We start from the raw sequence: 13,860 nt of genomic DNA on the forward strand, positions 1-13,860 counted from the left end.
CCTGTGATCTTTAACGGTCCGGTTCCGGAATACTGAGAACAGCCGAAATGCCGCCTTGCGCGTTTGTACACAGCTCCATCGCCGCAGCCGGACCAAAGGTCAGACGCAGACGCTGAATCACGTTCCGCAAGCCTACCCTCCGGTAAGCGGCATACTCTTCCGATTCCGGGTCATTCAGCTGGCGGTTCAGCGCCACAAGCAGCTCTTCCTCCATTCCCCAGCCATTGTCGGCAATGATTATAGTGACGATGCCCTGCTCCCTGGATGCGCTTAGCGCAATCCGGGGATTCTCACGGTCGACCAGGCCATGGACAATGGCATTCTCCACAAGCGGTTGAAGCACCAGCTTCGGGACAGCAAACTTTTCCAGATCAGGCGTCAGCCCGAATTCCAGCTGCAGCTCCATTTCATTGCGTACATTCATGATATCGGCATAATATCCGAGCAGCCGGCATTCCTCTTCCAGCGTAGAAGGCTCACTGACCTTCAGATAAGCACGGAGCAGTCCCATCAGCGAATCGATAACACTGCTGTGCAGCTGGTCATTATTCAGGATCAGGCTGCATTTAATTGAATTCAGGGTATTGATCAAAAAATGCGGCCGGATTTGCATAAACAGGGCCTCCAGCTCAATCACCCGCTTCTGCTCCTGTTCCTGCTCGATATTGGCTATCAGCACCTCAATTTCATCCAGCATCAGGTTAAAGGAGGAGCCCAGCTCCGCAATATCATCCTTGCCGACGATATCCAGCCGCATGTCACGGTTGCCCATTGTAAACTGGCGGGCCACCCGCTGCAGCTTGCGGATCGGGCTGTGCAGCCTTTTCGCAAAGAAAAGCGAGATAACGGAGAACAGCAGGGTAAAGAGCAGCACCAGGCCAATTCCAGTGTAAAATGCACGTGAGATCTGCCCGGTCAGCGCTTCCTCGGACGTTTCGTAGACAAGTGTCCAGTCTGTTTTGTCCAGCACTGTCTCCAGACGGAGCTTTGCGTCCGGCGTTTTCTCCGGCTGCAGCGCCATATCCGGGCCGCCGGCGATCCGCACTCCGCTGCCGTCAAACAAGGCTGGCGAGCCAAACTCCACCCGGCTGAGCAGCTGCTCAAAATAAGACGTCCTGATAGCGATCAGCAGCACTGACGTATAGGGCTGTGCCGCTCCCCCGCCGATGACTCTGGCGATATAATAAGTCCCCTTGCCATCCGCTTCATCCTTTACAAGGCCAAGCCACTGCAGTACGGCAGGCCGGAAAGGGTCAACCTTAGCCAGCAGCTGGTCCAGCCGCCCGCTCATTGCCGTCAGATTCTCCGAATCAGGCGAAATGACAAACCCTGCCCGGTTGACCAGATACATGCGGATGCTGTTATTTAAGGGCTTGGAGGTAATGAGCGAAAAGCTGTCCTTGATTTTCATAAACCGGGTATAGTCTGTGTATGTGTTTATCCGGCCGGTATCAGCAAAATTATCCAGTGAGGCACGGAGGCCGGTATCGTTAACAATATAATGCGAGGCAAAGGTTACATCATCAATGGTCCGCTCGATCTCACCGGCAATAACGTTCAGCATGCTGCTGTTGCTCAGCTGGAATTTCTCGATCATATTCTGCTTGAGCAGGGTATACGAGAAGACGGAGACTGCGAGGATCGGCAATATAATGAACAGCAGAAACGACAGCTGGATTCTCCGGTAGTAGGTAAGTTTATGCATGCACTGCGCCTCTTTCGTTTCGGGTCATTTGCATCTATTGTAACAGCTCCCGGCAGCGGATGGACATCCCCTGAAGACCCCGGCCCTCAGGAAAAATACTCCACTGGCTGCCCGTCATTACTACTTTATAACCCCGGCCTGGCTTCCGGGCTTGCCTGGCTCAATCACAACAACCTCCCCGAAGACCTGTATGCCTTCAACCACCATTGAATCGGCATGCAGAGACGGCAGACGGTGGCAGATCAGCACGATTATCTCCGGTTGTCCGGGAAGCAATATGCGGAACGCCTCTGCCTGTGCAGCCGTGACCAGCTCGCCGGTATAACGGTATACCGGAACATTTTCCAGAACCGGCAGCTTGGCTGAACCCGGCGGCAGCGGATACAGCAGCTGCGTGATGGACACAGTACCGGATCCGGCTATTTCATAAACTGCACAGGAGGCGGCTTCGATCTGATTGTACTCGTACGACACGCTGCACTCTTCAATTGTTGCGGCAAGCCCTGGCTTGGCGGCGGGGATTACGCAAAGATTGGCCGAGCCAGCATTGCGGGTCAGGCATACTCCCGTATCCCGGGAAAGACTGACCTGTCCGGGAGGGAAATGAAAATACTGCCTGAAGCGGTGCTCTGCCGAGCAGTCAAAGCTGTCCATCAGCAGCCAGCAGTGGGGCTTGAGAAACAGGATCCGCCTGCGCGGATAAACCGGATCATCCAGTCTGCGGTAACCGTCATGGCTGGCCTCTGCGTAATCGAAACCCGGCTGGGAAATCCAGCGGACACCGGTGGGAAAAGCGATATTTCCGAACTGCCAGGTATCCAGAATTTCCGTAAAATCAGTCTCGTCTACAACCGTTGTATTATGGGAAGACGGACGTTTCAGCTCGGCCCGCAGCGGTTCTTCATTGCTGTAGCTGTAGCGGCCCAGATCGGTAAGCAGCTCTTTGCCGTAAGCGAACAGATCGATATGCAGAGAATCGGCATGGCCATGCCCGCCGCCAAGCGGTGCACAGCGCAGCAGCAGGAACAACGCCTGCTCATCCCAGCCCGAACGCATGCAGTAATTGCCCGAATAAGGAAACGGCCGGGACAGCAGCGGCGGCAATTCGGGGCCAAGCCGTTCATACTGTCTCAGCCCTGCGGCGCCGAACAGCCAGGCATTGTCATAGCCGGGACAGTCGCCGCCTCCGAACCGCAGAACGGGATCATTAAAAATCAGCGCGGCTGCCGCCATCACCGTCGAGATATCCGAGCTGTCGCTATCCCCCGTCATCGTCTGCCGCCGGTCCGGACGCGAGGCGTCCAGCGAGGCACGGGCCATCCGGTGTACGGCGTCCGTTACCGCTTCATCCGCCCGGAGTCCGCCGCTATGGCACAGATGCAGCATTTCCAGGTAACAGTGCAGCACTTCATGATGGTAGGTTGGCGACTGCTCCCAGTGCATTCCATCCGGAAGAATCTGCAAGGAGGCAGTCGATTTCATTCGTGCAAGCGCCAGCACCGTCCACTCCTCCGCCAGGCGGAATTCAGGGAGGAATCTGGCGATATGCAGCAGTCCGCAGGACTCCAGCACTCCCCAGTTGCTGATATTCTTCCATCCGTTATACGATGCGGCCAAATACGCCGCATGAATATGAAGGGACAGCAGGAACTTGCACAGCAGTTCCCCGGTAAGGAACGGGGAGTCCAGAATGTAGGAGACGGCCTTTGTCCAGTTCGTTCCCCGCAGGCCGGCTTCGATGCTGCGCCAGTTCAGCGAGCCCGCAGGATCTCCGGGCAGCGGATTGCGGTCAATCCAGTCTTCCATCTGCCGGCACAACCGCTCCGCATAACACTCACCGCCAGTGAGCACTGATGCCTGGCCCAAGGCAATCCAGTAGCGGTGGCGGTTCAGCATATAGGGCCATTCAACATCTCCGGACGGAACATGATTCCAGTCTATCTTCTCTGTAAAAACAACCGGGATGCGTGTTCGTTCCATATCCCAGGGAAACCGGAACAGAAAGGTCTGCTTCAGCACCTCATCAGCCGTGCGGAGCACCAGCCCGAGCTCCTCCGGGCAATGCTCCCGGACGTATGCCGGGATAACAGTCCGGTCTGCATGAGCGGGAAAGCCCCCGGGAACCGGACGATTAATGAAATACGCCTGCAGCTCTGCCAGTGCCTCAGAGTACCGCTCATATCGAGCCGCTTCCTTCACCTTTTCCAAGCCGGGGTAATCAAGGTTCAACAGAGTCAACAAGGTTTCCATTGACGGCAAGTGATCTGCTTCTAAAGCTCCGCTATCCCCGCTCATACCAATAGCCTCCGATCCCTTTTTCCAGTCTCAGCAATGCTTCCAGGTAGAAATAATCTCCCCAGATCATATATTCATCAGGCGCCTGACCTCCGCGGACATGATAAGAACCATGCTTAAGCAGCCCTTCCGCCTGCTCGTCGCCTATCGTGGAGTAATGCGAAACCAGCGCTTCCATTGTGTTGAGCAGCCCGCTGCGGAGATAGGCATATCCGGGTTCGTTTTCATCCAAATGGGATAACAGCTCATGCAGTCCGGCAGCAGCGATGGCCGATGCGGAACTGTCGCGGTACGGACGCTCTGCATCCGGCGGCAGATTGAAGTCCCAGTAAGCCACCCCGTCCTCCGGCAGATGCTCAAGGAAATACCGGGCCATCCTTTTGGAGGTATCCAGGAACTGCGGATCGCCGGTATACCGATACGACAGCGCAAAGCCGTAAATGCCCCAGGCCTGTCCCCTTGTCCACGTTGATCCGTTTGTGTATCCCTGATGGGTCGCGCCTCCAATGGGCTCTCCGGTCTCCTGATTGAAGAAAAAGGTATGATACGAGCTGTCGTCACCCCTCACCAGATAACGCCGGCTTTTGTTAGCCTGAAGCTCTGCCGCCGTCTTATAAACCGGCTTCCCGGTTTGCTCCGAGGCCCAGTAGAGCAGAGGCAGATTGAGCAGGCAATCAATAATAATCCGCCCGCCTTCCGCAGTATCACCTTCCCGGCCCCAAGCCTGAAAGTATTCCCCCTGCCTGCGCCAGCGGGCCATCAGGCAGTCTGCTGCCAGCAGTGTCAGCTCACGCGCATTTGTATCTCGTTCCACAATCCACTGCGCTTTGGAGGACAGTGAATACAGGAAGCCGATATCATGATGGTCGAGCACGATTCCCTGCTCCATTCGGCTGCGGAAGCTGTCCACAGTTTTCCTGGCTGCGTCAAGAAGCCGCCTGTCTCCCGAATATTCATAACCAAGCCACAGCATTCCGCTCCAGAAGCCGTTGGTCCAATCCTCGTTCTCAATCAATGAATACTGCCGGCCATGGCCTACATGGGGGTAACGGTCTCCGAAACGGCCGATATTGCGCTGTATTTTGACGATGGCATCCTCAATTGCATGCTTCCACATTATATCTCTCTCCCTCACTCACACTGCGTTTGCCTTATCGTAAGAGATTGGGGCATCCGCGGAGTAGATAACTTTTGCCGGGAGTGTGTATAATTTTGACTTCTTTTCTGCTCTTTCGGCTCTGCACAATCAAAAAAAGGCCACAGCACATGAACATGTCCGCTGTAGCCTCGCTATTTTCAATTAAAATCCGGTCTTCATAGCATCATTCCAGAGGACAGATGAATTTTCTTAGCAGCCCTCTGCTGTAACAACACCCTTTTTGATAATGATATTGCCGTAAAGAGCCTCTTCCCCCGTAACCACAATAGCGTAGCTCTGCCTGGAGCGGCTGTAAAAGTCAAAGCGTTCCTCATATTCAACCGTCGCCGCCCCGTCATGCTTCCCAAGAATAGCTTCATACACGGACCAGACCTCCGGCACTGACGGATCACCTTCCACTACAGCCATAAAAGCCGCCTGATGCGGCACATAATGATCCAGCGGCAGCAGCTCAAGGATCGCATCGAGCAGTGCAGGGATACCCACCCCGTCGTATCTCAGCACTCTGTTATGCAGGGAGTGACCCGGAAAATGGGCATCCGCCAGCACCAGCTCATCCCCGTGGCCCATCTCCATCAGCACGCGGACCAGTTCGGGGGACAGCAGCTTAGGAATTTTCTTCAGCATGCTGTACCTCCTTGGACAGCCGGTCTACATTCCATAAAAAGACCTCAGGGCAACCAGCTCATCAATCCGGTTCTGCGGCAGCTCGCGCTCCCCCTTGATCATCCGGGTAATGAACGTCAGCTTTGCTGTGTATTCGAGACGCTCCATGTTCATGTAGGCGCTCATAACATCCTTGCCCCAGGTCAGGGCGCCGTGGCTTTCCAGCAGGACGGCCGTTTTCTTGCCCAGGAACGGGATCAGCGAATCCGGGATTTCTTCCGTAGAAGGTGTCCCGTATGCAGCCAGTGGAATATCTCCCATTGCTATGACCGACTCCGGCATCATCATTTTATCCAGCGGCTCACCCTTGATCGCAAAAGCTGTCGCATAAGGCGGATGGGCATGCACCACCCCGTTCATTTCGGGCAGCTCATTATAGATCCGCAGATGCATCTTCACTTCAGTGGAAGGGCGGTAGCCCTCGTCTGCTTCAAGGATCTCTCCCTGCAGATTGACCTTAACGAGCATATGCGGCTGCAGATAGCCTTTGCTGACTCCTGTCGGTGAAGCAAGAACTTCCGTTTCGGACAGACGGGCCGAAATATTCCCGTCATTGGCGGCGATAAAATCCTTGTTGAACAAATTTCTGCCGATATCACAGATCAGCAGGCGCAGCTCTTGTTCTTTCTGATTCATGGTAACTCTCCTTTATTTCGACGGATAATAACGGACAAGCGTACAGGACTGTGCCACAAGCTCTCTGAGCGCAGAAGCCTTGACTGCTCCCAGAGCGGCTAACTGGACAGCTATATTACCGATTGCGCTGGCTTCGGCAGGCCCGGCGATAATCTCTTTTCCGGTGGCCTCAGCCGTTAGCTGGCACAGCAGCTCATTGCGGATGCCTCCGCCCACCATATGGATTGTGCGGATGCCCTGTCCGGTCAGCTGCTCAAGCTCCTTTATTGTCTGGGCATAAGCCGAAGAAAGGCTCTGTAGAATGGTCAGAATAACCTCGCCCTTACTTTTCGGCGGCTGCTGGGCGGTACGGGTACAATAAGCTGCAATCCGGCCGGGCATATCCCCCGGCGTGCTGAACAGGACATCATCCGGATCTATGACAGCTGCAGCATAACCTTCACTTCGGGTTTCTGCGGCAAGCCGGACCGCCTCCTGATGAGACACCGGCTCACCCGCCTGCACCCAGCCTCTTTGCGTCTCCTGCAAAATCCACAGCCCCGTAATATTCTTCAGCAGCCGGTTTCCGCCGCCGAAGCAGCCCTCATTGGTAAAGCCGTATTCACGGGCCTGATCCGTCAGCACCGGCTGCTCTGTCACCATGCCTGCCAGGGACCATGTCCCGCAGCTGATAAAAGCGGCCGTCTCTGCTCCCGGCCCATAGGGTATGGAAGCCACCGCAGAGGCCGTGTCATGGGAAGCCCCGGCAATAACCTGCAGCGGGCCTGTGCCAAGCTCCTCCTGCAGCGCAGGCAGCAGCTGGCCGGTCACCGTTCCGGCCGGCACCAGCTCCGGAATCAGGCTGAGTGGAAGCCGCAGCCGGTTCATCACCTTGGCGGATGGAGTCACTGATCCGGCAGCCAGCAGGCCGCTGGTGCTCCAGATCGTCTGCTCCCCGGCGGCGGTGCCGGAGAGCAGATAATGGAACAGGTCCGGCATCAGCAGCAGCCGGTCTGCGGTCTCCCTGAGCCAGGGACTCTCCTGCAGATCCGCGAACAGCTGATACACCGTGTTAATGCTGGCTGACTGATTGCCTGTCAATCTAAACTGCTCATCCGGCGGCAGCAGCTCCTCAAGAATAGGAGTATAGGCAGCTGTCCGCTGGTCCCGGTAATGATGCGTGGCATACAGCAGCTGCCCCTTCCGGTCAAGAAAGCCGTAGTCGACACCCCAGGTATCTACGCTGACAGACGTCAAAGTCCCGTGCTCCCTGGCCGCCTTGCGTATTCCCTGCTTGATTTCATGAAACAGCTGCAGCACATCCCAGTACAAATGCCCGTGCAGCTCAACCGGCTGATTGGCAAACCGGTGAACTTCCTCCATCACTATACGCTTACCGTCATACAGGCCCAGCATGACTCTGCCGGAGCTGGCCCCCAGGTCCACTGCGAGCAGCTTGATTATTTCATCCATATCCCGCACCTGCTTTGCCTCCGATTTTAGTACAGTGGTCCGAAGTTGCGGCAAGCCCGGTAATCTGCACTTTCCAGATCCTCTGTTCCGAACAGGGACCACACGCGCGGTCTAAAAATCCGATCCTCATCCACATTGTGCATACTGACCGGAATCCGCAGGATGGAAGCCAGCGTAATCAGATCTGCTCCGATATGCCCGTAGCTGATTGCACCATGGTTGGCTCCCCAGTTGTTCATGACATCATAAACGGTTTTGAATGAGCCCTGATCCGTCAGCTTAGGAGCAAACCAGGTCGTCGGCCAGGTCGGATCGGTCCGCTCATCCAGCGTCTTGTGAACCGCTTCAGGCAGCTCCACAGTATAACCCTCTACAAGCTGAAGCACGGGACCAAGCCCCTTAACCAGATTGAGCCGGGCCATCGTTACAGGCATTCCGCCTTTTGTTAAATAATCGGTGGAGAAGCCGCCCCCGCGGAAATATTCCTGCGAAGCCGGACGGAACTGGGTCTCTGCTATGCAGCGCTCCGCCTCCTCATCCGTAATCTCCCAGAACGGCTTGATAGCAGGCTTCCCGTCCACCGTCTGCTCTCCCGTACCATCCAGCGCCGCAGAGCCCGAGTTGATCAAATGCAGCAGCCCGTGCGCCGCCTCTCCTTCCAGCTTATATCCGGTCACCCGTTCAACCGCAGCAGGACTCCAGAACGTCCGGACATCGGCAAAAATCTGAGCCGTATTCGTAAGCAGATAGTTGAACAGCATCGTTACCCCGTTCAGGCTGTCATTCTCAGTAGCCACAATATACGGGGCACGCCGGCCGTTCCAGTCAAAGGAGGAGTTCAGGATCGTCTCCATGAAATCCCCGTTTGGAAAATGATCCGTCCATTGCCGCTGGCCCTGGAATCCCCCGACGATCGCGTTATGCCCGTTAGCCTCCTCCTCAAAGCCGAGCTCAGCCAGCCTCGGATTACCGACCATAAGGTCACGCGCGATGAGCGTCATTTTGACACAGGTCTCCCACTGCTGCTCCTTTAATTCATCGCTGATCTGCAGATGCTGCGGATTATTGTCCGCGCCGGTGATGCATTTTTCCTTAACCCAGGCCAAGGCCTGTGCAAATTCCTCTTTATCATAAATTTCCTCCTCGAACCGGCGCACGTATTCGGACATATCGATATATTCATTCCGCATGCCCAGATAGTCCTGGAAGAACTGTTCGTTCACAATCGAGCCGGCAATCCCCATCGAGACGGAACCCATCGACAGATAAGACTTCCCTTTCATCAGCGCAACTGCCATAGCGGATTTGGCGAACTGCAGCAGCTTGGTCTGCACATCAGCCGGGATCTCTTCACTGTCCGACTCCTGCACATCCTCCCCGTAAATCCCGAACGCCGGAATTCCCTTTTGTGCATAAGCAGACAGTACAGCCGCCAGATAAACGGCCCCCGGACGCTCAGTCCCGTTGAAGCCCCAGACCGCATGCGGAACCGCTGTATCCATATCCATTGTTTCAGAGCCATAACACCAGCACGGGGTTACTGTAATCGACACGCCGACATTCTGTCCGGCAAATTTCTGTGCGGCAGCCGCTGCTTCCTTCACACCGCCGATCGTAGAATCAGCGATAACACACTCTACAGGAGACCCGTCCGGGTAAAAAAGACTTTCTGTAAGAAACTTAGCCACCCGCTCGGCCATTCCCATAGTCTGGGCTTCCAGCGATTCACGCACTCCGCGTCTTCTTCCATCAATCGTAGGCCGGATACCAATCTTCGGATAATTTGTTGCCACTGCTGTTCCTCCTCAAATGAATGGGTTGGATATTGCGGCAGATCCTTGCTTGCAGACGTGAACCCAGTCCCCTTTTAAAGCGCTCTCATGAAGATGTTGTGAGACTGCCCCATTCCGTGCCGCCCGACCCTAAACATATAATTGTATTTCATTCCATGTTTATCATAGATTCGAAACCCGGTAAAGTCAACAAAATACCACAACATTTTATTATATTAATGTGGTTTCATGTGATATCGTTTAAATAATATGTGGATTTGTGTGTAAGAAGTGACTATCTATACGTCAATTGTAGTACACTATGAATAAAATATAATTTTCCAGACAAGGGTGAGTAAGGCATGAAGGCATTTGAACGGAGAGACCTGATCATAAATGAGCTGTACCGGCACAAAAAAGTGCATGTAGCCGACCTCGCGCAGAAATTCCAGGTGTCAGAGGAGACCATCCGCCGCGATCTGGACAAACTCGATAAGGAAGGCCTGGCCAAAAAAAATTACGGAGGCGCGATACTAAACGCCCATACCAACGAAGACCCGTCCTACGCGAGCAGACATCAGGTCAACCTGGAGGCTAAAGGCATTATCGCTGGCAATGTGCTGGATCTGATTAATGACGGGGACAGCCTGATGACAGATACAAGCACAACGGCTTTTGAGGCCCTGCGCAAAATCACCGGATCCAAGCACAATCTGACCATCATCACCAACTCACTTGCGGTTTTATCCGAATTCCAGCACTCCGGCCATAAGCTGATTTCCACCGGCGGTACATTGGGACCCGAGACCAGCTCCTTCGTCGGCCCCACCGCCTCACAGACGATCCGGAAGTATAATGTGGATGTTGCCCTGTTCAGCTGCAAAGCACTGTCGATGACCGGAGGACTCAGCGATTCCAACGAGGAGGAAAGCGAGCTGAAGATTCTGATGCAAAAACAGGCCAGTAAAGTTGTGCTGCTCGTTGACCATTCCAAATTTGACCGGATTGCCTTTATTAAGCTGTTCAGCTTCGATAAAGTCGATTATATTGTGACTGATCAGAAGCCTTCTGAGGAATGGATCAGCTTTTTGAACAGCTATCAGGTGTCCGTACTATACAGTGTACCTACTGATTAAACACAGCCATCAAAACAATAAAAACGATGCTCAGCAGGCCGAACAGTTCTGCCACATCTTCCCTAGGCCATTTCCTCCGGGCGAAAACGATTGAGGGGTGAGCAAGACCAGCTATCAGGTACAGCAGGGACAGTAGCAAGCCAAAGCTCATCAGCGAAAATAAAGGATTATCTGCACGGGGTACCCCGAGGAAGATCACAAGTAATATTAAGACAGTCACAACTCGCAGTGTCCAACGAAAAAACAGGATCACCGGTCCGGGCTGGGGAGGCAGAACGTTTTCGTTCACTTCCTCAACTCTGGATTGCTCCTCCTTTAATGCCCGCTCCCATGCCTCCGGGTTTTCGTTGCGTATGTTTTGCATCTGCTTTGCATTATCAATGCGCCGCTTTATGCTCTTGAACATACAAAAGCCTCCTCTTCTGCATTTTGGCCGCTTCCCGCTTTAATACGCTTTCTCAAATATAAAAGAACGGAAAGGTAAAATTACTTTAATAGTAATTCACCATTCCGTTTCAGGGCAAATAATGAAGTTATTTAGACAAAAAAAATAGCCTCTCCGGAGAGATGCTTCTTTAAAGTAAATATGGCGCGCCCTGAGAGATTCGAACTCCCGACCTTTTGATTCGTAGTCAAACGCTCTATCCAGCTGAGCTAAGGGCGCAAATATTGGAGCGGACGACGGGAATCGAACCCGCGACCCTCGCCTTGGCAAGGCGATGCTCTACCGCTGAGCCACGTCCGCACACGGTATGTATTACTGCAAAGCAATCGGCTTGTCAGACCCTATAAACAAAGTACTAATGGCGGAACCGACGGGATTCGAACCCGCGATCTCCTGCGTGACAGGCAGGCATGTTAGGCCAACTACACCACGGTTCCATAATAAGGGCTCTCTTGTTAGAGATTAATTGCGGGGGCAGGATTTGAACCTGCGGCCTTCGGGTTATGAGCCCGACGAGCTACCGGGCTGCTCCACCCCGCGTCAGTAAAAAATTATATATGGTGGAGGCTGAGGGGATCGAACCCCCGACCCTCTGCTTGTAAGGCAGATGCTCTCCCAGCTGAGCTAAGCCTCCATGTAAGAAGCAACTTAATTATCTTACCACACATTCATTATAAAAGCAAGCTTTTATTTTAAAAGTAATGGTGACCCGTAGGGGATTCGAACCCCTGTTACCTCCGTGAAAGGGAGGTGTCTTAACCCCTTGACCAACGGGCCATATGATCAGTGTTGTTTGTGACAACAAAAAATATTATATCACGTATAAACACAAACTGCAAGAGATTATTCATTGTTTTTATAATAACGGCCAAATGCCCCTTATGTTTAAAGGGCTCATATGGCTATGGGGCAAATATTTGAAGCCAACCTTGCCTATTACCTATACACGTACCACTTAGCCAAAGAGTCCACCTCCCTGTTCTACTCTTCTGAGGCTCTATTCCATCTGCCGATCTACTAAGCAGCTCCCAGGGGGCCCCCATGTTCCTTCAATGAACCTAACGGACCCCAGAGCCCTTATTCCGCTAGAATAGCCTCTATGGCCGTACTAACGACCGTACCGCTCTTATTATCACTGCAGGGGACGGATTTGGGGGATAATTCCGTAAATAAGAACACTGGTGTCCGTTAGAGCTAAGAGAGCGTAACAGAATCTTTCTATATAGAACGTCATTAAGAGACTAACAAAACGACTCCTATTCCCGCCTCAGGTATATCGGCGGGCAGCGGATTGATCTCCCCTGCCGGGCGCAACCTCAGTCAGTCGGTTCGGAGTCAAATCAGTTTTAGATGTACATTGTACAATTAAAACAGGGGAAATTCGTCATTATAAGGCTATAACTATATTCTGTACATCTATTCCCCTCGAAAAAGCCGTTTCTAGGCGTTTTGGGCGAATAGAGTGCAGTTAAAACCTGCAGCGGAGCCAATGAGTCAGGTTTAGTTGCAGAAAGGAGTCAATTTCATAATTCAGTTTGCTGGATAGCAAGACTGGGCCAAAATCTGAGTTTGTTTTTTAAAAAAGTTAGGCCACTTGCTGGGAGTTACTCAACTGCTTGTTCAACTTGTCTAGCGCAAACTTACTCAAATTGTAGGCCAATGTGCTGAGCTGGAAATCGACACTTGCCCGGACGCCGCGGTGACGTGTGCGCTTCATCCCAAAATACTCTTTGAGGTAGGCAAAAACACGTTCTACAGCCGTTCGTTTGTTATACAGTTGCCTAAAGCTCTCGCTCCCTCTTGCTGGGTAAGCGTGCTTCCGCAAATCGGTTTGGATTCGAATCTTAAACACTTTTTGGCAGCCGGATGCAGAAAACGGACAGTCTTTGCAATGGTTGGGCCTGGTGTAACGCAGCGTTTCGTATTTGGTATCGAAACTGTCGTAACGGTAGGCGTGTCCCTGCGAGCACACAGGGGTGTAATCCTGGTTCATCCCCTCGGGCGGTTTTTTGTGGTGAATCATTTTAATAATAGGAAAAGCGCCTAAGGAATGAATCAACTGGTAAATGGCCGAACTGTCATACCCTTTGTCGCCCAAGACATGCTTCACCTTCAGCCCAGGAAACTTCAGGTGTAGCCCCTTTAGAAGCAGGACGGCCATCCGCTGGTCATTCAGATTCGCCGAACTAAAAACACCGCTTAGCACATACTGAGAATCCGCATCGACCAGTACGTTCGCCTTAAATCCGTAATAACTGGTGAGTCTGCCCTTCGTATTTTTCTTGTCAAAGCGTGCAGCGTGCCGGGGGATCGTGTTCAGGAGCTCGTCATAGGTGTAAGGCAGCATCGCTTCAATCGTTTTCTCAAAGGGTGCTAGAGTCTTTTCATAAGCTTCCCGTTCTAGACGCCGGCGCTCTTTTTCTTCCGCAGAAGCCCGCCCACGTCGGTAGACTGGTTTTTTAAGCGGTTCGTTCGCTGGCTGAGGCTCTGGCTCGACATTCTCGAACTCCAGTTGCTGAATTTCTGGCGTTTCACTTGGCTTTTTGGTACGGCGGGCCGCTCGGCGTTTCGACGCAGATTCACTGAATTGGCAA

10 protein-coding genes and 6 tRNA genes (1 of these 16 running past the window's edge) are annotated in these 13,860 nt (G+C 53.1%); 1 reads left to right on the forward strand and 15 read right to left on the reverse strand.

From position 1 onward, the window contains the following. Nucleotides 1–10: 10 nt before the first annotated feature. The 7 genes from NST84_RS23820 to NST84_RS23850 all read right to left on the reverse strand — a co-directional run bounded on the left by NST84_RS23820 (nucleotide 11) and on the right by NST84_RS23850 (nucleotide 9,706). Complete coding sequence (locus NST84_RS23820) at nucleotides 11–1,705, reverse strand: histidine kinase (protein ID WP_342562594.1); 1,695 nt, start codon at nucleotides 1,703–1,705, stop codon at nucleotides 11–13. 120 nt (nucleotides 1,706–1,825) lie between these two features. Further along, entirely contained in the window at nucleotides 1,826–4,000 is a 2,175-nt protein-coding gene (locus NST84_RS23825; protein ID WP_342562595.1) for an alginate lyase family protein, read from the reverse strand. Beyond that, nucleotides 3,987–5,117: a glycoside hydrolase family 88 protein gene (locus NST84_RS23830; protein ID WP_342562596.1), complete on the reverse strand. Its 1,131-nt coding sequence runs from the start codon at nucleotides 5,115–5,117 to the stop codon at nucleotides 3,987–3,989. The genes NST84_RS23825 and NST84_RS23830 overlap by 14 nt, the downstream gene beginning before the upstream one ends. Nucleotides 5,118–5,348: 231 nt before the next feature. Continuing rightward, nucleotides 5,349–5,786 carry an L-fucose mutarotase gene (gene fucU, locus NST84_RS23835; RefSeq protein WP_342562597.1) on the reverse strand — a complete coding sequence of 146 codons (438 nt, stop codon included), beginning with the start codon at nucleotides 5,784–5,786 and terminating at the stop codon, nucleotides 5,349–5,351. Nucleotides 5,787–5,810: 24 nt separating this feature from the next. Continuing rightward, nucleotides 5,811–6,461 (reverse strand): class II aldolase/adducin family protein, encoded by a 651-nt coding sequence (locus tag NST84_RS23840; RefSeq protein ID WP_342562598.1) that lies wholly within the window; start codon nucleotides 6,459–6,461, stop codon nucleotides 5,811–5,813. A gap of 12 nt (nucleotides 6,462–6,473) precedes the next feature. Beyond that, nucleotides 6,474–7,913 carry a rhamnulokinase family protein gene (locus tag NST84_RS23845; protein WP_342562599.1) on the reverse strand — a complete coding sequence of 480 codons (1,440 nt, stop codon included), beginning with the start codon at nucleotides 7,911–7,913 and terminating at the stop codon, nucleotides 6,474–6,476. 26 nt (nucleotides 7,914–7,939) lie between these two features. Then, on the reverse strand, nucleotides 7,940–9,706 hold the full coding sequence (locus NST84_RS23850) for an L-fucose isomerase (protein WP_342562600.1): 1,767 nt from the start codon (nucleotides 9,704–9,706) through the stop codon (nucleotides 7,940–7,942). Between the two features lie 341 nt (nucleotides 9,707–10,047). Between NST84_RS23850 and NST84_RS23855 the strand changes: the two genes are divergently transcribed. Next, nucleotides 10,048–10,821 (forward strand): DeoR/GlpR family DNA-binding transcription regulator, encoded by a 774-nt coding sequence (locus tag NST84_RS23855; protein WP_342562601.1) that lies wholly within the window; start codon nucleotides 10,048–10,050, stop codon nucleotides 10,819–10,821. On the opposite strand, the gene NST84_RS23860 is transcribed toward NST84_RS23855, so the two are convergent. The 8 genes from NST84_RS23860 to NST84_RS23895 all read right to left on the reverse strand — a co-directional run. Further along, the gene (locus NST84_RS23860) at nucleotides 10,811–11,227 is read right to left on the reverse strand and encodes a hypothetical protein (RefSeq protein WP_342562602.1); all 417 of its coding nucleotides are present in this window, start codon (nucleotides 11,225–11,227) and stop codon (nucleotides 10,811–10,813) included. The two genes, NST84_RS23855 and NST84_RS23860, sit on opposite strands and share 11 nt — an antisense overlap. Before the next feature lie 181 nt (nucleotides 11,228–11,408). Beyond that, nucleotides 11,409–11,485, reverse strand: a tRNA-Arg gene (locus NST84_RS23865). 6 nt (nucleotides 11,486–11,491) lie between these two features. After that, a tRNA-Gly gene (locus tag NST84_RS23870) sits at nucleotides 11,492–11,566 on the reverse strand. 59 nt (nucleotides 11,567–11,625) lie between these two features. Beyond that, a tRNA-Asp gene (locus NST84_RS23875) sits at nucleotides 11,626–11,703 on the reverse strand. Nucleotides 11,704–11,732: 29 nt separating this feature from the next. Beyond that, a tRNA-Met gene (locus tag NST84_RS23880) sits at nucleotides 11,733–11,806 on the reverse strand. A gap of 18 nt (nucleotides 11,807–11,824) precedes the next feature. After that, a tRNA-Val gene (locus tag NST84_RS23885) sits at nucleotides 11,825–11,900 on the reverse strand. Nucleotides 11,901–11,968: 68 nt separating this feature from the next. After that, nucleotides 11,969–12,043, reverse strand: a tRNA-Glu gene (locus NST84_RS23890). 808 nt (nucleotides 12,044–12,851) lie between these two features. After that, nucleotides 12,852–13,860, reverse strand: partial view of a transposase gene (locus tag NST84_RS23895; RefSeq protein WP_342562603.1) — the 3' portion only. Its footprint extends 608 nt past the window's final position; only the last 1,009 of its 1,617 coding nucleotides appear in the window; the start codon falls outside the window, past its right edge; it ends in the stop codon at nucleotides 12,852–12,854.

Origin of the sequence: Paenibacillus sp. FSL R7-0345, from assembly GCF_038595055.1 — a bacterium.
In the GTDB taxonomy this organism is placed as follows: domain Bacteria; phylum Bacillota; class Bacilli; order Paenibacillales; family Paenibacillaceae; genus Paenibacillus_AQ.

Excerpts from the sequence above, each read along its gene's own strand:
- NST84_RS23820 (WP_342562594.1), bottom strand. The coding sequence starts at position 1,705 with ATGCATAAACTTACCTACTACCGGAGAATCCAGCTGTCGTTTCTGCTG.
- NST84_RS23825 (WP_342562595.1), bottom strand. The coding sequence starts at position 4,000 with ATGAGCGGGGATAGCGGAGCTTTAGAAGCAGATCACTTGCCGTCAATG.
- NST84_RS23830 (WP_342562596.1), bottom strand. The coding sequence starts at position 5,117 with ATGTGGAAGCATGCAATTGAGGATGCCATCGTCAAAATACAGCGCAAT.
- fucU (WP_342562597.1), bottom strand. The coding sequence starts at position 5,786 with ATGCTGAAGAAAATTCCTAAGCTGCTGTCCCCCGAACTGGTCCGCGTG.
- NST84_RS23840 (WP_342562598.1), bottom strand. The coding sequence starts at position 6,461 with ATGAATCAGAAAGAACAAGAGCTGCGCCTGCTGATCTGTGATATCGGC.
- NST84_RS23845 (WP_342562599.1), bottom strand. The coding sequence starts at position 7,913 with ATGGATGAAATAATCAAGCTGCTCGCAGTGGACCTGGGGGCCAGCTCC.
- NST84_RS23855 (WP_342562601.1), top strand. The coding sequence starts at position 10,048 with ATGAAGGCATTTGAACGGAGAGACCTGATCATAAATGAGCTGTACCGG.
- NST84_RS23860 (WP_342562602.1), bottom strand. The coding sequence starts at position 11,227 with ATGTTCAAGAGCATAAAGCGGCGCATTGATAATGCAAAGCAGATGCAA.